General features: G+C 63.7%; 25 protein-coding genes, 1 tRNA gene and 1 riboswitch. Of the genes, 10 read left to right on the plus strand and 16 right to left on the minus strand.

The window, feature by feature from the left end; all coding sequences use genetic code 11:
• Positions 1-32: 32 nt before the first annotated feature.
• The 5 genes from F3H95_RS15340 to tesB form a co-directional block, all read right to left on the minus strand.
• Positions 33-2,696: a DNA translocase FtsK gene (locus F3H95_RS15340; protein ID WP_149746634.1), complete on the minus strand. Its 2,664-nt coding sequence runs from the start codon at positions 2,694-2,696 to the stop codon at positions 33-35.
• Between the two features lie 166 nt (positions 2,697-2,862).
• Positions 2,863-3,237: a hypothetical protein gene (locus F3H95_RS15345; protein ID WP_143126252.1), complete on the minus strand. Its 375-nt coding sequence runs from the start codon at positions 3,235-3,237 to the stop codon at positions 2,863-2,865.
• 235 nt (positions 3,238-3,472) lie between these two features.
• The gene (locus F3H95_RS15350) at positions 3,473-4,828 is read right to left on the minus strand and encodes an ammonium transporter (RefSeq protein WP_149746635.1); all 1,356 of its coding nucleotides are present in this window, start codon (positions 4,826-4,828) and stop codon (positions 3,473-3,475) included.
• Positions 4,829-4,857: 29 nt separating this feature from the next.
• Positions 4,858-5,208, minus strand: coding sequence for a P-II family nitrogen regulator (locus F3H95_RS15355; RefSeq protein ID WP_185969881.1), 351 nt, complete (start codon positions 5,206-5,208; stop codon positions 4,858-4,860).
• Between the two features lie 210 nt (positions 5,209-5,418).
• Complete coding sequence (tesB, locus tag F3H95_RS15360; protein WP_244618027.1) at positions 5,419-6,303, minus strand: acyl-CoA thioesterase II; 885 nt, start codon at positions 6,301-6,303, stop codon at positions 5,419-5,421.
• Between the two features lie 55 nt (positions 6,304-6,358).
• Here tesB and F3H95_RS15365 point away from each other — a divergent pair, with 55 nt between their 5' ends.
• Positions 6,359-7,603, plus strand: a complete 1,245-nt coding sequence (locus F3H95_RS15365; protein WP_280177845.1) for a ubiquinone biosynthesis hydroxylase — start codon at positions 6,359-6,361, stop codon at positions 7,601-7,603.
• A 50-nt stretch (positions 7,604-7,653) separates the two neighbouring features.
• Here F3H95_RS15365 and F3H95_RS15370 read toward each other — a convergent pair whose 3' ends face one another.
• The 4 genes from F3H95_RS15370 to F3H95_RS15385 form a co-directional block, all read right to left on the minus strand.
• On the minus strand, positions 7,654-7,842 hold the full coding sequence (locus F3H95_RS15370) for a Trm112 family protein (protein WP_149746637.1): 189 nt from the start codon (positions 7,840-7,842) through the stop codon (positions 7,654-7,656).
• Between the two features lie 18 nt (positions 7,843-7,860).
• The gene (locus tag F3H95_RS15375; protein ID WP_143126257.1) at positions 7,861-8,529 is read right to left on the minus strand and encodes an LON peptidase substrate-binding domain-containing protein; all 669 of its coding nucleotides are present in this window, start codon (positions 8,527-8,529) and stop codon (positions 7,861-7,863) included.
• Positions 8,530-8,624: 95 nt separating this feature from the next.
• Positions 8,625-9,614: a thioredoxin gene (gene trxA, locus F3H95_RS15380; RefSeq protein ID WP_149746638.1), complete on the minus strand. Its 990-nt coding sequence runs from the start codon at positions 9,612-9,614 to the stop codon at positions 8,625-8,627.
• A gap of 57 nt (positions 9,615-9,671) precedes the next feature.
• Positions 9,672-10,205: a prolyl-tRNA synthetase associated domain-containing protein gene (locus F3H95_RS15385; protein WP_149746639.1), complete on the minus strand. Its 534-nt coding sequence runs from the start codon at positions 10,203-10,205 to the stop codon at positions 9,672-9,674.
• Positions 10,206-10,549: 344 nt separating this feature from the next.
• Between F3H95_RS15385 and F3H95_RS15390 the strand changes: the two genes are divergently transcribed.
• A tRNA-Gly gene (locus F3H95_RS15390) sits at positions 10,550-10,624 on the plus strand.
• A gap of 113 nt (positions 10,625-10,737) precedes the next feature.
• On the opposite strand, the gene F3H95_RS15395 is transcribed toward F3H95_RS15390, so the two are convergent.
• Positions 10,738-11,850 (minus strand): citrate synthase/methylcitrate synthase, encoded by a 1,113-nt coding sequence (locus F3H95_RS15395; RefSeq protein WP_149746640.1) that lies wholly within the window; start codon positions 11,848-11,850, stop codon positions 10,738-10,740.
• A gap of 92 nt (positions 11,851-11,942) precedes the next feature.
• Between F3H95_RS15395 and F3H95_RS15400 the strand changes: the two genes are divergently transcribed.
• The 6 genes from F3H95_RS15400 to F3H95_RS15425 all read left to right on the plus strand — a co-directional run bounded on the left by F3H95_RS15400 (position 11,943) and on the right by F3H95_RS15425 (position 16,686).
• Positions 11,943-13,133: a citrate/2-methylcitrate synthase gene (locus tag F3H95_RS15400; RefSeq protein WP_149746641.1), complete on the plus strand. Its 1,191-nt coding sequence runs from the start codon at positions 11,943-11,945 to the stop codon at positions 13,131-13,133.
• A gap of 65 nt (positions 13,134-13,198) precedes the next feature.
• The gene (locus F3H95_RS15405) at positions 13,199-13,750 is read left to right on the plus strand and encodes a sigma-70 family RNA polymerase sigma factor (RefSeq protein ID WP_143126262.1); all 552 of its coding nucleotides are present in this window, start codon (positions 13,199-13,201) and stop codon (positions 13,748-13,750) included.
• Entirely contained in the window at positions 13,737-14,513 is a 777-nt protein-coding gene (locus tag F3H95_RS15410) for an anti-sigma factor (protein ID WP_143126263.1), read from the plus strand. The genes F3H95_RS15405 and F3H95_RS15410 overlap by 14 nt, the downstream gene beginning before the upstream one ends.
• A gap of 19 nt (positions 14,514-14,532) precedes the next feature.
• The gene (locus tag F3H95_RS15415; RefSeq protein ID WP_143126264.1) at positions 14,533-15,243 is read left to right on the plus strand and encodes a Bax inhibitor-1/YccA family protein; all 711 of its coding nucleotides are present in this window, start codon (positions 14,533-14,535) and stop codon (positions 15,241-15,243) included.
• A 36-nt stretch (positions 15,244-15,279) separates the two neighbouring features.
• Positions 15,280-15,927: a DUF2076 domain-containing protein gene (locus tag F3H95_RS15420; RefSeq protein WP_149746642.1), complete on the plus strand. Its 648-nt coding sequence runs from the start codon at positions 15,280-15,282 to the stop codon at positions 15,925-15,927.
• Positions 15,928-16,020: 93 nt separating this feature from the next.
• Positions 16,021-16,686, plus strand: coding sequence for an exopolysaccharide biosynthesis protein (locus F3H95_RS15425; RefSeq protein ID WP_210245892.1), 666 nt, complete (start codon positions 16,021-16,023; stop codon positions 16,684-16,686).
• Here the strand turns inward: F3H95_RS15425 and F3H95_RS15430 are convergent, their stop codons facing one another.
• From F3H95_RS15430 to F3H95_RS15455, 6 genes are all read right to left on the minus strand, one after another.
• Positions 16,687-17,868, minus strand: coding sequence for an aminotransferase (locus F3H95_RS15430; RefSeq protein WP_149746643.1), 1,182 nt, complete (start codon positions 17,866-17,868; stop codon positions 16,687-16,689).
• 147 nt (positions 17,869-18,015) lie between these two features.
• Positions 18,016-19,035, minus strand: coding sequence for an aldose epimerase family protein (locus F3H95_RS15435; protein WP_149746644.1), 1,020 nt, complete (start codon positions 19,033-19,035; stop codon positions 18,016-18,018).
• Between the two features lie 77 nt (positions 19,036-19,112).
• Positions 19,113-20,294 carry a VWA domain-containing protein gene (locus tag F3H95_RS15440; RefSeq protein WP_149746645.1) on the minus strand — a complete coding sequence of 394 codons (1,182 nt, stop codon included), beginning with the start codon at positions 20,292-20,294 and terminating at the stop codon, positions 19,113-19,115.
• Positions 20,295-20,305: 11 nt separating this feature from the next.
• A complete protein-coding gene (gene metA / locus F3H95_RS15445; RefSeq protein ID WP_149746646.1) occupies positions 20,306-21,226 on the minus strand; it encodes a homoserine O-succinyltransferase in 921 nt (306 codons plus the stop codon).
• A gap of 64 nt (positions 21,227-21,290) precedes the next feature.
• Positions 21,291-21,368, minus strand: a riboswitch (SAM riboswitch).
• Between the two features lie 30 nt (positions 21,369-21,398).
• On the minus strand, positions 21,399-21,848 hold the full coding sequence (locus tag F3H95_RS15450; protein WP_149746647.1) for an NUDIX hydrolase: 450 nt from the start codon (positions 21,846-21,848) through the stop codon (positions 21,399-21,401).
• Complete coding sequence (locus F3H95_RS15455) at positions 21,845-22,684, minus strand: MoxR family ATPase (protein ID WP_143126271.1); 840 nt, start codon at positions 22,682-22,684, stop codon at positions 21,845-21,847. The genes F3H95_RS15450 and F3H95_RS15455 overlap by 4 nt, the downstream gene beginning before the upstream one ends.
• 394 nt (positions 22,685-23,078) lie before the next feature.
• Between F3H95_RS15455 and F3H95_RS27165 the strand changes: the two genes are divergently transcribed.
• Together F3H95_RS27165 and F3H95_RS15460 are read left to right on the plus strand one after the other, a co-directional pair.
• Complete coding sequence (locus F3H95_RS27165; RefSeq protein WP_185969882.1) at positions 23,079-23,216, plus strand: hypothetical protein; 138 nt, start codon at positions 23,079-23,081, stop codon at positions 23,214-23,216.
• 108 nt (positions 23,217-23,324) lie between these two features.
• Positions 23,325-23,978, plus strand: coding sequence for a thiamine diphosphokinase (locus tag F3H95_RS15460; RefSeq protein ID WP_149746648.1), 654 nt, complete (start codon positions 23,325-23,327; stop codon positions 23,976-23,978).
• Positions 23,979-23,982: the final 4 nt, after the last annotated feature.

Here is a 23,982-nt window from a genome sequence, read left to right on the forward strand (position 1 = left end):
AGATGCCCCCGCTGCCGTTCGCCGAGACGGCCTCAACGCTCGATGATGTCGGATTCGGTCGGAACGAGAATTTCGCGCTTGCCCGCATGGTTGGCCGGGCTGATGATGCCCTCCTGCTCCATGCGCTCGATCAGCGAGGCGGCACGGTTGTAACCGATGCCGAGGCGGCGCTGGATATAGGAGGTCGACGCCTTGCCGTCGCGCAGCACGATGGCGACGGCCTGATCATAGGGATCGTCGGAGTCCGACAGATTGCCGGTGCCGGCCGGGCCGCCGCCATCCTCGTCATCCTCCTCGTCGGCGGTGATGGCCTCGAGATATTGCGGCGCGCCTTGCGTCTTGAGGTACGAGACGATGTCTTCCACCTCGTTGTCGGAGACGAAGGGGCCGTGCACGCGCTGGATGCGCCCGCCGCCGGCCATATAGAGCATGTCGCCCATGCCGAGCAGCTGTTCGGCACCCTGCTCGCCGAGAATGGTGCGACTGTCGATCTTCGACGTCACCTGGAACGAGATTCGCGTCGGGAAATTCGCCTTGATCGTGCCGGTGATGACATCGACGGAGGGGCGCTGCGTCGCCATGATCACATGAATACCGGCAGCGCGCGCCATCTGCGCCAGGCGCTGCACGGCACCTTCGATATCCTTGCCCGCAACCATCATCAGGTCAGCCATTTCGTCGATGATCACGACGATGTAGGGCATCGGTTTCAGGTCGAACTCTTCCGTCTCGTAGATCGCCTCGCCCGTCTGCCGGTCGAAGCCGGTCTGTACGGTGCGGGTCAGCACTTCGCCCTTGGCAAGAGCCTGTTCCACGCGGCTGTTGAAGCCGTCAATGTTGCGCACGCCGATCTTCGACATCTTCTTGTAGCGCTCCTCCATCTCGCGGACGGTCCACTTGAGCGCCACGACCGCCTTCTTGGGATCGGTGACGACAGGGGACAGGAGATGGGGAATGCCGTCATAGACGGAGAGTTCCAGCATTTTCGGATCGATCATGATCAGGCGGCACTGGTCCGGCGTCATGCGGTAGAGCAGCGACAGGATCATGGTGTTGATGGCAACCGACTTGCCGGAACCGGTGGTGCCTGCGACGAGCAGATGCGGCATCTTGGCAAGGTCGGCAATGACAGGCTCGCCACCGATCGTCTTGCCGAGCGCCATGGCAAGCTTCGCCTTGCTGGCGTCGAAGTCGCCGCTGCCGATCAGTTCGCGCAGGAAGACCGTCTCGCGACCCTGGTTCGGCAGCTCGATGCCGATCGCATTGCGGCCGGGAACGACCGCGACGCGGGCGGCGATCGCACTCATCGACCGCGCAATGTCATCGGCAAGGCCGATGACGCGTGACGACTTGATGCCGGGCGCCGGCTCGAGTTCGTAAAGCGTGACGACAGGACCCGGACGCACATGGATGATTTCGCCCTTGACGCCGAAATCCTCGAGAACGCCTTCGAGAATGCGGGCATTCTGCTCCAGCGCATCGGCCGACAGCGTGGCATCCCGCACCACGTTGCGCGGCTCGGAGAGCAGATGGACGGAGGGAAGCTGAAAACCCTCCGGGTCGAGCAACGAAGACTGCGCCTCCCGCACGACACGGGCGCCTGGACGCGTCGGTGCGGCAGGCGCCGCCACGCGACCGGACGCCCTTGCCCCAGCCTGCCGCAGACGCGGCGCATCGAAGGAAGGCTCGTCATCCTCATCCGGCAGGATGCCGGCCGGACGCATCGACTCGTCATCAGCCTCATCGACGGCGCCCATCGAGGGCGGCGAGATGCGCCGCCTTGCCGCCATGAAATCGGACATCGGGCTGTCGAGGGAGGGTTCGAGGCGACCCGGAGACCCGACCTTGGCTCGAACCGGTTCATTCAGCTTGCCGAACTCGTCCTCGTTGAAGTCATAAGGCGCATCATAAGCGGCCGTCTGGCGCGAGGGCGGCGCGATGCGCAGCAGCCGGCGCAGCCTTGCCTGCGTGATGTACCAGTAATGGGCCAGCGCCCCGAAGGCGAGCAGGCCGGCGAAGAAGCCCTCCCGCTCATCGTCATCCTCGTCCGCCGGCGCGGCCCGGCGGCGGCTCTGGACAGGCGCCTCCTCCTCGTCGTCCTCGTCAAAGAGTTCCTCCTCCTCGCGACCGACGAGACCGGCGGCAAACAGCAGGAACCAGACGGCCGGCACGGCAAAGAGCATGCCCAGAACGATCGCCACCGTGCCAGTCGGATAGTTTCCGATAAAGAGTGCAGGAAAGCGCAGGATCATGTCGCCGACGACACCGCCGATGCCGTTGGGGATAGGCCAGGTCATCGGCACCGGAAAGCAGCCGAGCGCGGCCGTTGCCAGCACCGTGCCCAGCGCAAAGCCGCCCAGGCGTGCGGGAATGCGGCGGAAGGAGCGGCCGGAGACCAGAGACAGGGACCAGGCCAGCACCGGAAGCAAGGCCAGCACGCTGGCAAGGCCGAAAAACTGCATCATAAGGTCGGCAAACACCGCACCGGGATAGCCGAGCAGATTGGTGGGCGGATTGCTGGTGGCATAAGAGAACGACGGATCTGCAACGTTCCAGCTGGCAAGCGCGGCAACGGCAAGGGCAAGGGCAAGGAAGAGAGCGAAACCGCACAGGGCGAGAATCTGGCGCACGATGAAGGACACCAGCGCATGGCGGGTGGAATTCGGCGCCATCGCGGCCGGAGTGCTTCTGCCCATGGTCGATCAGCCTGAACGTTTCGGTTTCGCGCGATGGCCAGAAAGGTTTTTCACCCGCCCGCACGCATCCCGTCTTCACGTCAGATTACGCAAGGTTGGTTAACGTCGCTTTAACCACGTCCGGACAGAGAGAGGGATCCGGGCCGCTTGGCGAGGCGGGCAGCTGTCAGCCGCCCGCGCGCGATGCGACCGGCATACCGTCCATGCCCACGGCCCGCTGCGCCTCTGCATTGCGCTGGTCGGTGTCCGCGAAGCGATAGCCACGTTCGATCAGCCGCTTTGTGTAGATCCTGTTGTAGACCATGCCCCAGCCGGCGCCGACGGCAAGCCAGCCGACCAGCAGGCCCGGCAGGCCAAGACCGATCACCCCCACCAGAAGCGCGGCGATGCCGCCTGCGACACACACGCTCGCACCCATGACGAGATCACCGCGGAAGATGGCAGGAACACCGCCGAAAACCAGCGAGGTCCAGCTAAAGCCGTAGTATCCGGTCCGCGAGAGACCGCTCCGGGAGTGCATCAGTTGAATTGCCTTCGCCACCATACAATCTCCGGTCAGAAAGTAATGTCAAATACTCCCTCCCCAAAAGCAGATACACCTCCGAAGAATTTCTTTCAAATCAATTTTAAATCCGCGTTTTTATTATCGTTTTCGCAAATAACGGATTGCAAATCATTAACGGACGTTAATGATGAAAAATGGCCCGGTTTCCCGGGCCACAGATCAGATATTCAAAATTCGGGGTGCGGAGGCGCCCAAGCGACGCCCACGCTCCTTACGAATGATAGGCAGCTTCGCCGTGCGAGGCGAGGTCGAGACCTTCGCGCTCGGCTTCCACCGGTACGCGCAGACCGATGATGATATCGACCACCTTGTAGAGGATCGCAGAGCCGATACCCGTCCACAGGATGGTGATGACCACGGCCTGGATCTGAACCATGACCTGGCCGGCCATCGTCTGTTCTCCGACATAACCGACGCCGCCCAGCGAAGCGGAGGCGAAGATGCCGGTGGCAATGGCGCCGAACATGCCGCCGATGCCGTGCACGCCGAAGACGTCGGCGGTATCGTCATAACCGAACTTGTTCTTCACCACGGAGACGAAGAAGTAGCAGAGCGGCGAAACGATGATGCCCATGACGATAGCGCCCATCGGGCCGACGATACCGGCAGCCGGGGTGACGGCAACGAGGCCGGCGATCATGCCGGATGCAGCGCCCAGCATGGAGGACTTGCCGCGCGTCAGCGCTTCGACAACGCACCAGGAGAGGGTGGCGGCAGCCGTGGCGACGAAGGTGTTGACGCTGGCGAGCATGGCGCCACCGGAGGCTTCGAGGTTGGAGCCGGCGTTGAAGCCGAACCAGCCGAACCACAGCATGGCGGCACCGACATAGGTGAGCGTCATGGAGTGCGGGGCCATCATGTCCTTGCCGTAGCCGGTCCGCTTGCCCACCATCAGGGCGCCGATCAGGCCGGCAACACCGGCGTTGATGTGAACGACCGTACCACCGGCGAAATCAAGCGCGCCGAGACCGAACAGGTAACCGTTGGCATCCCAGACCATGTGGGCCACCGGGAAGTACACGAAGGTGACCCACAGGATGCAGAACAGGATGGAGGCCGAGAACTTGATGCGCTCGGCGAAGGCGCCGATGATGAGCGCCGGCGTGATGGCCGCGAACGTCATCTGGAACAGCACGAAGATGAATTCCGGAATGACAACGCCCTTGGTGAAGGTTGCCGCCGTCGTGGTGGTCGACACACCCGACAGGAACATCTTGGCCGTACCGCCGAAGAAGGCATTGGTCGCGCCACCGAAGGCGAAGGAATAGCCGTAGAGAACCCAGATGATCATCACGGCGCAGGCGATGACCGTGCACTGCATCAGGACGGAGAGCATGTTCTTGGCGCGCACAAGGCCGCCGTAGAACAGACCGAGGCCGGGAACGGCCATGAACAGCACGAGAATGGTGCTGATGAACATGAAGGCCGTATCCCCCTTGTCGGGCGTCGGCGCAGCCGCTGCGGCGGCCGGCGCTGCATCCTGGGCAAAGGCGATGGCCGGCGCCAGGAGGGCTGCCGATGCGGCAGCCAGACGTCCATACATGGACGAGAACTTGGAAAATGACATTGCGAGAAACTCCCCTGATCAGCCGTGTCTTAAAGCGCTTCGGTGTTGGTTTCGCCGGTACGGATGCGCACGGCCTGCTCGATGGAATAGACGAAGATCTTGCCGTCGCCGATCTGGCCGGTCTTGGCGGCGGATGCGATGGCCTCGACGGCCTTCTCCACCAGGTCGGATGCCACCGCGATCTCGATCTTCAGCTTGGGCAGGAAGCTCACAGCATATTCCGTGCCACGGTAGATTTCGGTATGTCCCTTCTGGCGCCCGTAACCCTTCACCTCGGTCACGGTCAGGCCCTGGATGCCGACAGCGGTGAGGGCTTCGCGCACCTCATCCAGCTTGAATGGCTTGATAATGGCCATCACGATTTTCATGTGGTTTCCCATCCTTTGTTGCCTCGGCGCGGAGCCGACTCTCCTGCCGCTGACAGATCCGTGAGCAGCGACTGACCCTATACATTCAAGGCGCGTGCCAGATTCTCGCCACAAAACAAGTTATTGAATTATAAAGACTATCAGCGATACCACATGCTGAAATGCAATTGAGCGCCATTTAGGCGCTCAATTCTTAGGCAAAAATTCAAAAATGACCCCAAACTAGGCACTTGCCCGTTTGCGAATCAATCCTTCCTGCGCCACCGAGGCGACGAGTGCGCCCGAACGGTCATAAAGCGCGCCGCGCGTCATACCGCGCGCCCCCGAGGTGCTGGGGCTGTCCTGCGCATAGAGCAGCCAGTCATCCAGGCGGCTGGGACGATGGAACCACATGGCGTGGTCAATGCTCGCGGCCTGGATCGACGGATGGAAGATCGTGGTTCCGTGCGCGTAAAGCGAGGTATCGAGCAGCGTCATGTCCGAGAGATAGGCCAGCACGGCGGCCTGATAGTGCCGGTCATCCGGCACCGCGCCGGTGGCACGCACCCAGATCTGCTGCTCGGGCTTCAGCTTCTCATCGGAAATATAGTGAACCAGCGAGACGGGCCGGATCTCGACCGGACGCTTGCGCCCCCAGTAGCGCTTCACCGTTTCCGGCGCATGGGCCAGAAAATCCTTCTGGAACTCGTCCTCTCCCATCAGGTCTTCCGGCGCCCTGACGGAGGGCATCGCCGTCTGGTGGTCGTAGCCCGGCTCCTCGATCTGCGCGGAGACGGACATGGCAAAGATCGCCCGTCCGTGCTGGATGCCGGTCACGCGGCGGGTGGTGAAGCTCGAGCCGTCACGCAACCGCTCGACATCGTAGACGATCGGTACCTTGGGGTCGCCGGGCAGCAGGAAATAGCCGTGCAGGGAATGCACGAAGCGGTCCTCCGGCAGCGTGCGCTGCGCGGCCATCAGCGCCTGCGCGATCACCTGTCCGCCGAACACCCGCTGCCAGCCGATCTGCGGGCTGACCCCGCGAAACAGGTTTTCCTCCAGTCGCTCCAGGTCAAGCGTGGCGATCAATTCGTCCATCGGCGAGAGGGCGACGTCAGGCTGCGGCATTTTTCACGGTCTCCGACGGTAGGAAGCACAGGATCGATGATCTATATGTCGGGCAGTGCAATCACAAGTACGGCAGGAGCAAGCGATGCTGGATATGCTGATCGTGGGCGGCGGGTATGTCGGCCTTTCCGTCGCAGTGGCGACCAAACAGGCAGCGCCACATCTGTCCATCGCCGTGATCGAGGCTGCACCTGATCACGTCTGGGAAAAGGACGAGCGCGCCTCCGCCATCATTGCGGCCGCCTCGCGCATGCTGGACGTGATGGGGCTGTGGGACGAGATCGCCCCCCAGTCGCAGCCGATCAACCGGATGATCGTCACGGATTCGCGCACCGCCGATCCCGTTCGTCCGGTCTTCCTGACCTTCGACGGCGAGGTGGAGGAAGGCCGCCCCTTCGCCCACATGGTGCCGAATGTCGCCATGGTGCGGGCGCTGCGTCGCGCTTGCGGCGAGCTTGGCATCGAGATCCGTCACGGTGCCTCTGCCACCGGCTTCGTCGCCGGCTCCAATGCCGCCAGCCTGACGCTTTCGACCGGCGAGGTGCTGGAAAGCCGCCTCGTCGTCGCCTGTGACGGCGTTCGCTCGAAACTGCGCGATATGGCCGGCATCAGGACCGTGCGCTGGGATTACGGCCAGTCCGGCATCGTCACCACCGTCGAGCACGAGCGGCCGCATGAGGGCTGCGCGGAAGAGCACTTCCTGCCCCCCGGCCCCTTCGCCATCCTGCCGATGACCGGCAACCGCTCCTCGCTGGTGTGGACGGAGCGGACCGAGGATGCCAACCGGCTGGTCGCCGCCGACGACCTGATCTTCGAGGAGGAACTGCAGCGCCGCTTCGGCCACAAGCTCGGGACCCTCAGCGTGGTGGGCGGCCGCAAGGCGTTTCCGCTCGGCCTCACGCTGTCGCGCGCCTTCGTCGCCCCGCGCCTGGCACTGGCAGGCGATGCGGCGCATGGCATCCATCCGATTTCCGGCCAGGGCCTCAACCTCGGCTTCAAGGACGTGGCGGCGCTCGCCGAAACCGTGGTGGAAGCTGACCGCCTGGGGCTGGACATCGGCGCGCTGACAATTCTTGAGCGCTACCAGACCTGGCGGCGCTTCGACACCTTCCGCATGGGGGTGACCACGGACGTGCTGAACCGGCTGTTCTCCAATGACATCGGCCCGCTGCGCATCGCACGCGACTTCGGACTTGGCGTGGTGGAGCGCCTGCCGAAGCTCAAATCCTATTTCATCGGGGAAGCTGCCGGCACCAAGGCGAAGGACGCCCCACGCCTTCTGGCGGGACAGGCGATCTGACAGCCGTCACGCGCGGGGCCTGCAGGCCCCGCCGCCCGGGCGCGCCTCGATCAATCCTCGATGCGGCGCGCCTCGGACACCAGCATGATCGGAATACCGTCGCGAATCGGATAGGCGAGACGCGCGCTTTCGGAAATCAGTTCGTTGGTCTGGCGATTGAGCGTCAGACGCCCCTTGCCGAGCGGACAGACAAGGAGATCCAGCAGCTTCGGATCGACCTTGGCAAGCTTTTCGTCCATGGCGCGCCTCACCCTTGCCTATTGCAGAATGGTGTCGGAATCGCCGAACCCGCGGGCGAGGTGGATTTCGGTGATCGCCACCAGCGTTTCGGCGCGGGTCTTCAGATCCGGCGCCTCCAGCAGCGCCTGCTTCTCGGCAGGGCCGAAGGGCGACATCATCGACAGGGAGTTGACAAGCGTGCTGTTGCCGGCCCGTTCCACCGCCTCCCAATCCGCCTCCAGCTGGTTGGCATCGAGATAGGCGCGGAACACGCGCAGCAATTGCTGACGGTCGACCGTCGTTTCGTCATCCTCGCCGGAAAGATCCGACAGGAAGGGCATGAAGCGTACCGTGCGGAAGGGATGCCCCTCTCCCACTTCCTCCATCACGCGGAAGCGACAGACACCGCTCAGCGAAACGATGTAGCGGCCGTCGCCGGTTTCAGCAAAGGAGGTGATGCGGCCGATGCAGCCGATTGGGCTCAGCGCCGGACGGCTGCCCTCGCCGTTTTCGCCAAGCGCCGGCTGGATCATGCCGATCAGCCGGCTACCGGAAAGCGCTGAATCGAACATGGCGAGATAGCGCGGCTCGAAGATGTTGAGCGGCAACTGGCCGTTCGGCAGGAGCAACGCCCCACTCAGCGGGAAGACCGGCACGGTTTCCGGCAGATCTTCACGCTTCACATATCTCGCATTGCCGACATGCATGGGCTTCCTCCCCTTCAAGATGCACCGGAACAGGGCATCCTATATGTGGTGCCGGCATTCCGTTTCACAAGCCTAGCGGGACGCCTCGGCCTTCATCAGGAAAACAGGATGGAGGACAGGCGGCGGCGGGCCGAAATGGTCGCCGGGTCCTTCGGCCCCCAGGCTTCGAAGAACTGCAGCAGCTGGCGACGGGCCCCATCGTCATCGAACGTACGATCGGTCTTCATGATCAGCAGCAGATGCTCGGCTGCCTCGTCACGCCGGCCCTCGACATTGAGGATCTTGGCGAGCTTCATGCGCGATTCGTGGTGATCCGGATGCAGCGCAAGTTCATGTTCGAGCGCAACGGGATCGCCGAGCTTGCGGGCTTCCTCGATCTGCTGCAGTTTCAGGGCCACGGCCTGCACCGGCGCCTGCGACGACACTTCCGGCGGCAGCGATTCCAGCATCTGCCGGGCGCGTGCCATTTCGCCGAGCGTGATCAGGCAGTCGATCATGCCAGCCGCCGCCTTCGGATTTTCGGGATCGGCCTGCAGGACCGCGGCAAACAGCTGGGCGGCGCCATCGAGATCGCCACCGTCGAGCAGCGCGCGGGCTTCCTCCAGCGCGGCCTCGATCTCGGCCGCCTGATCGGCGCCGGCGGGACCGGCGACCTTGTCGATGAACTGGCGAATCTGGCTTTCCGGCACAGCCCCCATGAAGCCATCGACGGGGCGGCCATTGACGAAGGCGATGACGGCGGGAATCGACTGGATGCCGAGCTGGCCGGGGATCGACGGATGATCATCGATATTGAGCTTGACCAGCTTGACGCGGCCATTGCCCTCGTTGACGACCTTTTCCAGCGCCGGCGCCAGCTGTTTGCAGGGGCCGCACCAGGGCGCCCAGAAATCCACCAGAACCGGCTGGCGGCGCGATTCCTCGAGAACGTCCTTGGTAAAGGCGGCAGTCGTCGTATCCTTGATGTGGCCGCCGGACGCCGGAACGGCTGCACCGGCGCCGGGGGAGGCCGAACCGAAGCTCATCTTGCCGCTCATCTGGCCGCCGTAGGAACCGCCATAGGGATTGTTGCTGCCGCTGCTCATGGATGTCTCCCGGGGATGCTTCTTCTGTCTGTGACGTCTGCTGGCAAAGATCGTATGTCAGCCCGTGACTTTCAAGACAAGCGGCTCGTGTCCGGTGGCCTTGAGAAAGCGGATCAGGTCGTTGCGGCCGATCGAAGTGGTGGCATCGTTGGAGAGCGGATGACCGTTGATGATCTCGTGGCTCATCAGGTCTTCGTCCAGCACGAAGGTCACGTTGTTGCCGGTGTCGTTGAGGGCACCGAACACGGTGACGGAGCCGGGAATGACGCCGAGATAGTCCAGCATCTTTTCCGGGCTGCCGAAGGAGACGCGGCTGGAGGCGCCGATCACCTTGTGCACGCTCTTCAGATCGACGCTCGCCCGCTCCTCCACCGTGAGAACGAAGAAACGATCCTTCTTGTCCTTGACGAAGAGGTTCTTGGTGTGACCGCCCGGGATCTCGTCGCGCAGGCTTTCCGATTCCGACACGGTGAACACCGGCGGGTGGCTCTTCGTGGAATGGCAGATGCCGAGGTCATCGAGGAAGCGGAACAGGTCCTGCGCGGTCTTCGGGGCATCAGAGTTCGGGGCCTGGGAAACGGTCTCTGTCATGGCGGGAAACGGGACTTTCGGTGGGGCGCAAGCGCCGGAGGATCAGGATCGGAGAGCCCGATTATAGGAAGCGGAACAGCCGGACCACAAGCCGGCCTGCGGCACTTTCCGACACCTCCGCGAAGGCGTTCGCCTTGGGCATTTCAGCAGCCCCAGACGGACGGGGAAGAGAAGGCTCCAAATTTTATCTATTATATTCAGCTACTTGCGAGAAAAAATCAGGAATTTTGAAAATCCTGTCATTTCCCTGTTGCATTCAAAAATGAGTTGGGCCATATAGCCCCCGTCGCCGCAACGCAGCGACCCGCGGTTCAGCGAACTACCCCGAACCGACGGAATGATGAGCGGGTGTAGCTCAGGGGTAGAGCACAACCTTGCCAAGGTTGGGGTCGAGGGTTCGAATCCCTTCGCCCGCTCCATTTTCCAGAAAATGATGACATTGACGGTTGGAAGATGAAGCCCTTCGGGGCTTTGCCGCATTCCGGATTTCGGCCGTACGGGCGCTTGCGCGCCCGCACCTGCGATTCATTCCTCACGCCGGCATCGGGCCCACATAACGCGACTGCGGACGGATCAGGCGTCCGGTCTGTTCCTGCTCCAGCACATGCGCGGTCCAGCCCGCCATGCGGCCGGCGGCAAACACATTGGTAAAGCTGTCACGCGGGAAGCCGACCGCCTCCAGAAGCAGCGCAGTGTAGAACTCGACATTGGTCTGCAGCGGCCGCAGCGGCTTTCTTTCGTGCAGCAGCGAAAGGGCCGCGGCTTCGACCTTCCCGGCAAACGCGATGCGGCCGGAGCCATCCTTCAGCGCCGACACCGCCTCCTTCAGCACATCGGCGCGCGGATCGCGCACGCGGTAGATGCGATGGCCAAACCCCATCAGCCGTTCGCCACGATCGAGCGCGTCCGTCAGCCAGTCTACGATGCGGGCCTCGGTGCCGATCGCATCCAGCATGTCGAGCACCGGACCCGGCGCCCCGCCATGCAGCGGCCCCTTCAAGGCGCAGAGACCGCCGACGACGGAGGAGAAAAGTCCCGCCTTGGTGGAGGCAATCACGCGCGCCGCAAAGGTCGAGGCGTTGAAGCCGTGATCCGAGACAGTCACCAGATAGGTGTCGAGCGCCCGGACCTTGTCGTCCGCCGGCGGCTCGTTGCGCAGCATCGCCAGGAAATCGGCGGCGTGGGAGCGGGCAGCATCCGGCGCCACCAGCGGCAGGCCGCGCGCCTGGCGAATAATGGCGGCGGTAAAGACGGGCACGGCAGCCACCGCCAGCACATGATGTGGCTCGGCGCTGTCGTCTGGCAGCGCCGCCAGCAGAAGCCGCAGCGATTCGACGGGGCTGAGATGCGCCAGCCCCGGCAACAGCGGCTGCATCAACGCAAAGGCGCGCACACGCGCCTTGCCGAGACGGGCAGCGATCTCGCCGGCGGACAGCGACTGCGGCACAAGACCGCTCCACAACAGTTCCAGCACCTCTTCGAACCGATGACCGGCCAGTTGCTGCAGGTGATGGCCGGCAATGATCAGTTCGCCTGCCTGTCCGTCCACATGGCTGAGACGGGTTTCGGCGGCGATCACGTTGTCGAGGCCGGGAGCGGGGCTCTCGGCGGCCAGAACGGGGGTCAACGCGGCGGATGGGCTCATGGCAAGTCTCCTCAGGATGATGAAGGCCTTGAGCATGTTGCGCTGCACATATATGGTCAATCTTGATTCATCCAATCAATGTCAGATCGATCATGACCCAGCCCGACAAGTTCCTCGATGCCGAAGGTGCCGCCGTGACCCTCGGCATCAGCCGCGCCACCCTCTACGCCTATGTCAGCCGTGGCCTGATCCAGACGACGGGCACCGATGAAGACCCGCGCCGCCGGCTCTACAGCATCCACGACATCGAACAGCTGAAGAAGCGCAAGAACGTCGGACGGCGGCCGAAGGAGGCTGCCGCCAATGCCCTCGACTTCGGCCTGCCAGTACTTTCCTCCTCGGTGACGCTGATCGAGCATGGCCGGCTGTTCTATCGTGGCCAGGATGCGCTCTTGCTCGCCGAGCAGGCCAGCCTGGAAGACATCGCCCGGCTTTTATGGGATTGCGGCGAGGCCGATCCGTTCCGCGACCCCAAGGCGGAGCCGCAGGGCTGGAACGACGGGCTGCTTGCCGCCACCGAAAGCCTGCCGCTGACGGAACGCTGCCAGGCGCTGATGCCCTTCGTGGCGGCTGGCCGCGCCACGGCCTGGAAACGCGAGTCCCGAAGGCTCTGGCCGGGCGCGGCGGCGCTGACCCGCAGCATGGCTGCCGCCTGCCTCGCGCGCCAGCCGGACGGGCGCCCGGTGCATCTCCATCTGGCCGACCATTGGGGACTTGATGCCGCAGGCGCCGATCTCATCCGCCGCGCGCTGGTGCTGCAGGCCGATCACGAGCTGAACGCCTCCGCCTTTGCCGTGCGGGTCACCGCCTCCACCGGCGCTTCGCTCGGCGCCTGCCTCAATGCAGGGCTGTCTGCGCTGAGCGGCCCGCGGCATGGCGGCATGACGAGCCTCGTGGAACTGCTGTTCGACGAGGTGGAGCGGGAGGGCGATGCGGCCGAGGTGGTGGAAACCCGCCTGCGACGCGGCGATGGCATGCCGGGTTTTGGCCATCCGCTCTATCCCGACGGCGACCCGCGGGCGGACGGCATCCTTCCCCATCTGCCCGCAGACCCTCTGACGGCGGATCTGCTCGCCGTGATGGAGGAGACGGCGGGGCTGCGGCCGACCTGCGACGTGGCGCTGGTGGCGCTGCGCCGCAGGCTTGGCCTGCCGCGCGGTTCGGCGCTGGCGCTCTTCGCCATCGCCCGCACCACCGGCTGGATCGCGCATGCGCTGGAGCAGACGGAGGACGAGCGGCTGATCCGCCCGCGCGCCCGTTACGTCGGCCCGCCGCCCGGCTGATTCTTTTTTCAAAAAAATCGCTCGGGCTGCGGAATAGAGTGAGGGTCTGATCCGTATACTGGGGCATGAGCGACAAGAAGCACCCCTTCGATGTTCTGAACCAGCTGGCGACGCTGAGGCGCTACGCCCGTTCGCTCGTCCGCAATCCGGACGATGCGGAAGATCTGGTGCATGACGCGCTGGTCAAGGCCTACGAGCGGAAGGGCACCTTCCGCACCAACGCCAACCTGCGCAACTGGCTGCTCTCCATCGTTCACAACACGCATATCGACCGCCTGCGCCGCAAGCGCTCGACGGAGGCACGCCACCAGGCCGCGGCAGATCTCGGCGAAACCGCACATCATGCCGATCCGGATCAGTCGATCCGTCTGAGGCAGCTGCGCGAGGCCTTCTTTGCCCTGCCGGACGAGCAGCGCGATGCGCTGCATCTGGTGGCAATCGAGGGCCTGTCCTACCAGGAGGCGGCCGATGCGCTGTCCATCCCCGTGGGCACGCTGATGTCGCGCCTGTCGCGCGCCCGCGCAAGGCTGCGCGCCTTCGAAGAAAACGGCCGTCGCCTGCCAGCCGCAGGCAGCCATCTGACCATCATAGAAGGGGGCCGCGATGACACCCGTTGACCCGATCCAGTCCGCCGATCTGGAAGCCTATGTGGATGACCAGCTTGATGCCGGTCGCCGCATCGCGGTGGAAGCCTATCTCTCCGAACATCCGGAGATCGCCGCCCGCGTGATGGCCGATCTGGCCATCAAGGGCGAGTTGCGGCTGGCGCTGGCCGAGGGCCATCAGCGGCACGGTCGCCCGGACACGCGCGAAGCCGCCCGCCGGCTGCAGAGCGCGCTGGCGCGCGGCCGCCTGTTTCGCTCGCTCCAGAGGCTGGCTGCCACCGTGGCGCTGATTGCCGTCGGCTGGGGGCTGAGCCACCAGCTTGGCCCGCTGACGGTGTCGGAGGTGGTAGCCTCCGTGCCGCCGCCCGCCTTCGTGGAAGAGGCGCTGCGCGCGCATGGCACCGCGATGCTGCGAGAAACCATGCCGTCCCAGAAGGAAACACCGCAATACGACCCGGCGGAGATCCGCTCCGCCACCGCGATCGTGATGCCGGAGATCCCGAAGGACTGGAAGGTCAGCGACGTGCAGGTCTTCCCCTCCGCCTTCGGGCCGAGCGTGGAAATGGCCATCACGCGCGATGCCGATATTCGCCTGTCCCTGTTTGCCGTGCGTCCCGGCAGCTTTGCCGTGATGCCGGTCGCCATCGCCAGGGAAGGCGACGTGCAGGCGTCCTACTGGCAGATCGGCGAGGTGGCCTATGCGCTGGTCTCCCACGCCGAAGATGCCGTCAACCTGAAGGGAGAGGCCGAACGCCTCGCCCGTTCGCTTTACTGAGTAACCTGAGGAGCACATCATGAACCCCCGCTTCGGATACAATCCGGCGATCCAGTCGCAGGCGGCCTTCGATGAAGGCCTGCGCCAGCACATGCTGCGCGTCTACAACTACATGGGCCTCGGCCTTGTCATCACCGGCATCGTGGCCTTCATCGTCGGCACCACGCCGGCGCTCTACGTGCCGATCTTCTCCAGCCCGCTGAAGTGGGTGGTGATGCTGGCGCCGCTCGCCTTCGTCTTCTTCTTCTCGTTCAAGCTGCAGACCATGTCGGCCTCGGCCGCGCAGATGACGTTCTGGGCCTTCTGCGGCGTGATGGGCCTGTCGCTCGCCTCGGTGTTCCTGGTGTTCACCGGCGCCAGCATCGCCCGCACCTTCTTCATCGCCGCCACCATGTTCGGCGCCACCAGCCTTTATGGCTATGTGACGAAGCGGGACCTCGCCAAGTTCGGCTCCTTCCTGATCATGGGCCTGATCGGCGTGATGATCGCCTCGATCGTCAACATCTTCCTCGGCTCCAGCGCCCTGCAGTTCGCGGTCTCGGTCATCGGCATCTTCGTCTTCGTCGGCCTGACCGCCTGGGACACGCAGAACATCAAGGAACAGTATGCCGAGAATTTCGACCAAGAGAGCCAGCAGAAGCTCGCCGTGTTCGGTGCGTTGTCGCTCTATCTCAACTTCGTCAACATCTTCCAGCTGCTGCTGAGCCTTACCGGCCAGCGCGAAGAGTAAACCCGGTCCATATCTATCCGAAGGAGGAAACAACCCATGGACTACAACGACCGCCAGGCGATCGAGGGTCTGTTCGGCAAGCTCTCACGCGTGGAGAGCCAGTCCGGCCCGCGCGATACGGAAGCGGATGCCTTCATCCGTGATCGCATCGCCGCCCAGCCGGGTGCACCCTACTTCATGGCGCAGACGATCGTTGTGCAGGAACAGGCGCTGAACGAGGCGCAGGCGCGGATCGAGCAGCTGGAACACCAGCTGGCGAGCCGCCCGGCGTCCGGTGGCGGCTTCTTCTCCAGCCTGTTCGGCAGCGCCTCGCAGCCGGCCGTCCAGCGCAGCCAGCCGCAGGGCATGGCAACCACGTCCGGCATGCCCGGCCAGCCGCAGGCCGGCCCCCGCAATCCCTGGGGCCAGCAGGCGCCGGGTTATGGCGCGGCGCCCGGTTACGGTCAGGCCCAGGGTTTCGGTCCGGGCTTCGGTCAGGGCCAGCCCGCCCGCGGCGGCGGCTTCCTGGCCGGCGCAGCGCAGACGGCAATGGGTGTCGCCGGCGGCGTGCTGCTCGGCAATGCGATTGCCGGCATGCTCGGCGGTGACGAAGCGCAAGCTGCCGAAGAACCGGCGGCCTCCGACACCGGAGCAGCCGATAGCGGTGCCGACGATATGGGCATGGAAGAGGAATCCTTCTTCTGATCCTCCCTGACGTAACGAAATGGCCATGTTTCCATGGCATGGCCATTTCCCATGACCGCATCGTGCTTCCCATCCTTATCCGTTGAGTGATCGATGGCTCTGATTTCCCAACCATCGATGCCCGACAACGATGATGCCGAACCGGCCCCAAACGGCCGCCAGGACAGCTTTTCCACCATCCTTCGCGCACTTGCCGACGACGAGACGCGTACCCGCATCTCCGTGGCGGATCTGCTGGAGATCATGAAGGACCGCGCCTTCGGCGCATTGATCTTCATCTTCGCCATGCCCAACACCATTCCAACGCCGCCCGGCACCTCGGCGATCCTCGGCATTCCGCTCGTGTTTCTCAGCCTGCAGATGGCGATCGGCCAGAAACCATGGTTGCCCAGGCTGATTGCCGGACGCTCGATGCTGCGCAGTGATTTCGCAGGGATGATCGACAAGGCAAGCCCGTGGATCATGAAGGCGGAGCGCATGCTGAGGCCGCGCTATGCGGCCCTGTCGCAGCCCGCCATGGAGCGGGCGATCGGTGTGATCTGCCTCGTTCTGTCGATCATCCTCGCTCTGCCCATCCCGCTCGGCAACATGCTGCCGGCGGTGGCGCTTTGCGTGATGGCCTTCGGCATTCTCGAAAAGGATGGTGTCTGGGTGGTACTCGGCATCCTGATCGGCATCGCCTCGCTGTTTCTCGTGGCGGGCGTGCTTTATGCCATCGTCAAGGCGATCATCTTCTTCGCCGCCTCGATCTTTGCCTGATCAGAGCGTGAAGCCGTCCAGACGCGCCGACAGCGCCCGGATGCCCTCTTCATCGGCATTGGCGAAGGCAAAGCGCAGATAGCCTTCCTGATCCGGGCCGAAATAGCCGCCGGGAATGCAGGAGACACCCGCCCTCTTCGCCAGCGCCTCGGCAACCGTCGCGGAGGAAACACCGGCAAAGGGATGGCGCACGAAGGCGAAATAGGCACCGACGGCGGCCAGCTGCCAGTCCGGCAGCCCCGCCATCACATCCTTCAGCGCCTCGGCCCGTCTCAGGATCTCCAGCCGGTTTTCTTCCCGCCAGTCGGCAAGCCGCGGCAGCGCCTGTTCGACGGCCGCCTGGGCGGCACGCGGCGCGCAGATCTGCAGATTGTCCATGATCTTGGCCACCTCTGCGATGAAAGCCGGACCGGCCGTGATGGCGCCCAGCCGATGGCCGGGAATGCAGAAGCTTTTCGAAAAGCTGTAGAGCGAGACAACGAAATCCTGCCAGCCATCCCGACGGAAGAGAGCATGCGGCGCCTCGCCCGCCGAGGGCAGGAAATCGCGATAGGTCTCGTCGAGGATCAGCCAGACGCCGCGCTCCCGGCAGAGATCGGCAATGGCTGCCAGCAGGTCCGGAGGATAAACCGCACCAGTCGGATTGTTGGGCGAGACCAGCGCCAAAGCCTTCACACCGGTATCCAGCGCCGCGGCCACGGCCTCGATGCGCGGCAGAAAACCGTCTTCGGCGCGGCAGGCGACGAAGCGGGTGCCGATGCCGAGCATGGCGAGCGTCGTCTCATGGTTGAAGTAATAGGGCTCGGTCATCAGCACCGTATCGCCGGTGCCCGCCACCGCCATGACCGCGCAGATGAAGGCCTGATTGCAGCCTGAGGTAATATGGATGTTCTCCGCCACAAGCGCTGCACCATAGAGGTCGGCAACATGGGCGGCATAGGTCTCGCGCAGCTTTCGCTCCCCCTCGATCGGACCATAGCCGGTATAGGCAAGCGACGCGGCAGTCTGACCGAGAAGTTCGAGCATCACCGGATGGGCCGGATAGCCGGGAACCGCCTGCGAGAGATCGATCAGCGGCCCCTTTGCCCCGCCATAGGCGCGCGCCCAGGCCTGCACGGAGGGCACCGGTGGCGGGGAAATGCGATGGACGAGGCTGTTGAAGACAGGCTTTGGCGCGGGCATGCGAAACATCCGGGGACGGGAGCGGGAACTGGCAGGCGAAGCCGCGCAAGGGGCAGATGGGCGCGCGTCGTCGCAGTGGCGGACGGTCCTGCCGCTCCACCTCGCCCTTGCGGACGGGGCGGAACGGACAGGCGGAGCGTGTGGCGATCAGCTTCTGGAGAAGACGTAGTCGGTTTCCTGGCGCAGAACCTCGCCCGGCCGCAGCACGGCATTCGGGAAGCCCGCATGGTTGATCGCATCCGGCCAGATCTGCGTTTCGAGGCAAAGCCCGGCATAGGGGCCGTAGAGCTTGCCGGCAAGGCCCGGTACCGTCGGCTTCAGCTTGAAGCCGGCATAGAGCTGAACGCCGGGCTCGGTGGTGCGCACTTCCAGCGTGACACCGGAATTGACGCTGCGCACCAGGGCGACCGATCGCTTCTCGACCCGCTCGCCGGACAGGCAGAAGTTATGGTCGAATTCCACCTGGCCGCCATCCGGGCCGGTGCGGCGCACGGGCCCGAGTTCACGCAGATCCATGGCGCTGCCGGCAACCGGCACCAGCGTGCCGGTCGGCACCTGATGCTCATCCAGTTCCAGGTAATGGTCGGCGGCAATCATGATGTCGTGGCCGAGAACGTCATCGCGACCATCGAGGTTGAAATAGGTGTGCTGGCAGATATTGGCGAGCGTCGGCTGGTCGGTCACGCTTTCGTAGAGGACGTTGAGAACGCCATCCGCCTTCAGCTCATAGGTCGCTGTTACCGTGCAGTTGCCGGGATAGCCGCCACGGCCATCAGGATCGGTCACCTGCAGGATCACCTTGTTTTCGGAATGGGCGACGATCGTCCAGTTGGTCTTGCCAAGTCCGTCGCTGCCGCCATGCAGGTGCGTGTCGCCGTTCTGGTTGAGGTCGAGCTGGTAGCTCTTGCCATCCAGCGTGAACTGGCCCTTGCCGATGCGGTTGGCAACGCGGCCGGGCGTCGCGCCGAAATAGGAGGAATATTTCGGATAATCATCGAAATGGTCGAAGCCGAGCACCAGCGGCGCGTCATGGCCTTCAAGACGCAGGTCCTGGATCACGGCGCCCCAGGTGATGACATGCGCCGTCAGCCCGCCCCCGGAAATCTTCACCCGGTAAACCGTTTCGCCCTTGGGAGTGGTGCCGAAGATCTCGCCTTGCGTCGTCATGTCTGCCTTCCTGTTTTCGCTCCGAAGCGGGCGCAAACTGCGCCATTTCCGGGCCCTTGGCAATGCGAAACAAAGGCTCAGCGGGACAGCTGCCGGGTGGCGCGATCCAGCCCCTCCAGCGTCAGCGGAAACATCCGCTCCTCCAGCAAGCGGCGCATCAGCACGAGCGACTGGGTGTACTCCCAATGCGCCTCCGGCACCGGATTGATCCAGGCAACCCGGCGGAAATGGCCGGTGATGCGCGCCATCCAGGCGGCCCCCGGCTCCTTGTTCCAGTGTTCGACGGAACCGCCCGCCTGGGTGATCTCATAGGGGCTCATGGTCGCATCGCCGACGAAGATCACCCGGTAATCGGGCCCATAGCTGCGCAAGAGGTCGGTGACGGGCAGCCGCTCGGACCGGCGGCGGTTATCGCGCCACACGCTCTCGTAAAGGCAGTTGTGGAAGTAAAAATGTTCCAGATGGCGAAACTCGGCGCGGGCGGCGGAAAACAGTTCCTCCACCACCATCACGTGATCATCCATCGAGCCGCCGACATCGAAGAACATCAGAAGTTTGACCGCATTGCGCCGCTCGGGCCGCGTGCGCACGTCGAGATAGCCCTGTTCGGCGGTGGAGCGGATGGTGCCGGGCAGATCCAGTTCGTCGGCCGCCCCCTCGCGCACCCAGCGGCGCAGACGCTTCAGCGCCACCTTGATGTTGCGGGTGCCGATCTCGCGGGCATCATCGAAATCGCGGAACTCCCGCTTGTCCCACACCTTCACCGCCTTGCGATGACGGGAGGTGTCCTGGCCGATGCGGACGCCTTCCGGATTGTAGCCATGGGCGCCGAAGGGCGAGGTTCCGGCCGTGCCGATCCATTTCGAGCCGCCCTGATGGCGCCCCTTCTGCTCTGCCAGACGCTGCTTCAGCGTTTCCATCAGCCTGTCGAAACCGCCGAGCGCTTCGACCAGCGCCTTCTCCTCCGGCGTCAGGTGCTTTTCCGAAAGCTTGCGCAGCCAGTCGTCCGGCAGCGCCTGCGTCTCCATGCCCTCGGCACCGGAGACGGCTGAAAGCCCGCGAAAGACCTGGGCAAAAACCTGGTCGAACCGGTCGATATGGCGCTCGTCCTTCACCAGCGCGGCACGCGCCAGGAAATAGAAGGCCTCCACGTCGAAATCGGCAAGCCCCGCCTCCATTCCCGCCAGAAGATCCAGGAATTCCCGCAGCGTCACCGGGATCCTGGCATCCTTCAGCGCAAGGAAGAAGGGAATGAACACGGGCTCGTCCTTCAGAGGGTTCCGATCTGCTCCAGATCATACGGCGTCGTCTGGTAGATCTCGTTGATCCAGTTGCCGAACAGAAGATGCGCGTGGCTGCGCCAGCGGTTCTGCGGCGGCAGTGAGGCATCGTTATGCGGAAAATAATTGTGCGGCATCTTGATGGGAATACCGGCATTCACGTCGCGGAAATATTCGTCCGCGAGCGAGGTGGAATCATATTCCACATGGTTGAACATGTAGAGCCGGTTGCCCTTCTTCTCATGGACGAGGCAGACGCCCATCTCCTCGGATTCCATCAGGATCTCGAGGCCCTTCACCGTCTCGATATCCGCACGGCGCACTTCCGTCCAGCGCGAGACGGGCACCTGGAAATCGTCGGAGAAGCCGTTGAGATAGATGGAGGACGGGCAGAGATTGCGGTGACGATAGACGCCGAACGCCTTCTCCTTCAGCGCATGCTTCGGCACCTTGTGGAAGTGATAGATGGCGGCCATCGCGCCCCAGCAGACATTCAGCGTCGAATGGACATTGGTCTGTGTCCAGTCGAAGATCTGCTGCATCTCGTCCCAGTAGGTGACCTCTTCATAGTTGATCGTCTCCACCGGCGCGCCGGTGATGATGAAGCCGTCGAACTTGCGGTGCTTCACCTCCTCCCAGGTCTCGTAGAAAGACAGGAGATGATCCTCGGAGGTGTTCTTGGCCTTGTGGCCGCCGATGCGCACCAGCGAGAACTCCACCTGCAGCGGCGAGGCGCCGACAAGGCGCGCCATCTGCACTTCGGTCTTGATCTTGTTCGGCATCAGGTTGAGCAGACCGATCTGCAGCGGGCGGATATCCTGCCGCACGGCCACCGTCTCGGTCATCACCCGCACGCCCTCGTTCACCAGCGTTTCGAAGGCAGGCAGGGTATCGGGAATCTTGATCGGCATGGTTCGAACTCGACAAAAACAAAAAAACCGGTGGCGATACATCGCAACCGGTCCGGGGAAGCTTACATGTCTTCTCGCGGCCCTTTAGCGACTTGTTTAACGTGGCTGCAAGCCGGCCGGCCAAATCACCACGATGAAATGCTTAAATAGGCTGTTCTGTCGCGAAGGTCAATCAGGACGCAATGCCGTGTCCTGGCGGCAGCGCAAAGAGCGCCTCGCCCATGCCAAGCCCGAGCCTTCGAGGCGCCTCGCTCAAGGCGATCCAGTGCAGGCGGAAACGGATGGGCGGACTTCCGTCGAACGGCGTCTCCTCCCAGTGAAGCCAGCTTTCGGCAAAAGGGCCTGAGAGCGGCAGATGAAAATAATGCCGCCGGTGCGTGATCGGCCGCCCATCCCGCACAAAACGGTAGTCATGGCTGAACAGCGGCTGAGGGTGGGAAGCGGGCTCAAGCCCGGTTTCCTCGAAAAACTCGCGCGCCGCCGCCTGTGCAGGATCTTCCCCGGCCTCGACGGTTCCGCCCGGCACCTGCAGCGGCACCTCGGGAAAATCCGGCTCGTCAAACACCAGCAACCGGCCATCCCAGACGGCGTAGATCAGAACCTTGACTGCGTCGGCCATCAGCGCTCTCGCCGCGCCATGAAGGCCATGCGCTCGAACAGGTGGACGTCCTGCTCGTTCTTCAAAAGAGCGCCATGCAGTTTTGGTAGCGCGGTCTTCACGTCGACGCCGAGATCGTCGGGATCAACATCGTCGGCAACCAGCAGCCGGATCCAGTCCAGCGCCTCGGAGGTGGAAGGTTTCTTCTTGAGACCCGGCATCTCGCGGATCTCGTAGAAACGGGTCAGCGCCGCACGCACCAGCCGCTGCTTGATGCCGGGATAATGCACCTCGACAATGCGCGACAGCGTCTCGGCATCGGGAAAACGGATGTAGTGGAAGAAGCAGCGGCGCAGGAAGGCGTCCGGCAGTTCCTTCTCGTTGTTGGAGGTGATGATGACGATCGGGCGCACTTTCGCGCGCACGGTCTCGCCGGTCTCGTAGACGTGGAACTCCATGCGGTCGAGTTCCTGCAACAGGTCGTTCGGAAACTCGATATCGGCCTTGTCGATCTCGTCGATCAGCAGCACCACCTTTGTCTCTGCGGCAAAGGCCTGCCACAGCTTGCCGCGGCGGATGTAATGCGAAACCTCGTTGACGCGCGGATCGCCGAGCTGGCTGTCGCGCAGGCGAGACACCGCATCGTATTCGTAAAGCCCCTGCTGCGCCTTGGTGGTGGACTTGACGTTCCACTCGATCATGGACAGGCCAAGCGCTGCCGCCACTTGGCGGGCCAGTTCCGTCTTGCCGGTGCCGGGCTCGCCCTTCACCAGCAGCGGACGCTCCAGCCGGATTGCGGCATTGACCGCCACCATCAGGTCCTTGTCGGCAATGTAATCGGCCGTTCCGGTAAACTGCATCTCTCTTCCCGCTTGCATGCTCTGCAAGACAGGACGGTAAAGAGACGGCCCTGGTTTCGCAAGCGGCACAACGGGACGCATGGCGCATGGACGGAATCCGACACCGTGGCAGGATGAGCGGAAATCCGCTTGTATTCGGCCCACGTTCTGTCACGCTGTGTCTGGCATCCAAGGATGCTTCGACGCAGGCACCGGCCGACGACCGGCACCCGCGAAGAGCATGATCTCTTCGACACGACGACGGCTGACCTGCAAGCGCCGGCCTGCGAACATGGCCCGCGCCACGATTGTCCTGGCACGACAACCTGCGACCCGCCGCCTGAACAGCACCAGACATCATCCTCCGCCGCGCAAGCCTCAGGTTGCGCGCACGGATCCAGAAAGGGAAAACACCATGGCCAAGGGTCAAGTCCGCTCCAACCGCGAAGTCCGCAAGCCGAAGAAGGACAAGGCAAAGCCGTCCACGGCCCCGGTGACGAGCTTCACCACGCAGATGAAAAACGCCGACGCCGCCGCTCCCAAGAAGCGCTGAGGCAGGCCAGACGGTGAACCACGATCCCTCGGGGTTCACCGCTTTTGCTGTTTGCCATGCTCGCATCGGCCTTTTGCTTTTGCCGGAAGATGCGCTAAGGGCAGGGGCATGAACACCTCATCCTTTACCATCCTTCTCGGCGGCCATCTGAAGCGAACCGAGCGCCTCATGGCGCTGATCGCCGGCAGCCGGGTAATTGCCGCCGATAGCGGAATCCGCCATGCAAGCCTGCTCGGCCTTTCTCCGGAATTGTGGGTCGGCGATTTCGATTCGACCGATGCCGCGCTCGCCGCGCAGTGGTCGCGGGTCGAACGTCACCGTTACCCCGCCAACAAGGCGGCAACCGATGGCGAAATCGCGGTGGCGGAAGCCATCGATCGCGGCGCCAGACGCCTGATCCTCATCGGCGCCTTGAGCGGTGAGCGCTCGGATCACGCCCTGCAGCACTACCTGCACGGCATCAGCCTTGCCGAGGACGGTTTCGAGGTCGTGCTGACCTCCGGCGAGGAAGAGGCCTATCCGCTGATCGGCGGCGACCGGATGGAACTGGAACTGCCGAAGGGCTCGCTGTTTTCCGTCCTCGGCTTTTCGGTACTGGAAGGCCTTAGCCTTGCCAATGTGCGTTATCCGCTCCAGGATTTTTCGCTGACATTCGGCTCCTCGCGCACCATATCCAACATTGCCGAAGGAGCGATCGCGCTGTCCCTGAGAGAGGGCCGCGCCCTTCTGATCGCCCGTCCCGACGATTTCACCGGAGCTTGACGCA

Origin of the sequence: Rhizobium sp. RU35A (genome assembly GCF_900156005.1) — a bacterium.
GTDB lineage: Bacteria > Pseudomonadota > Alphaproteobacteria > Rhizobiales > Rhizobiaceae > Neorhizobium > Neorhizobium straminoryzae.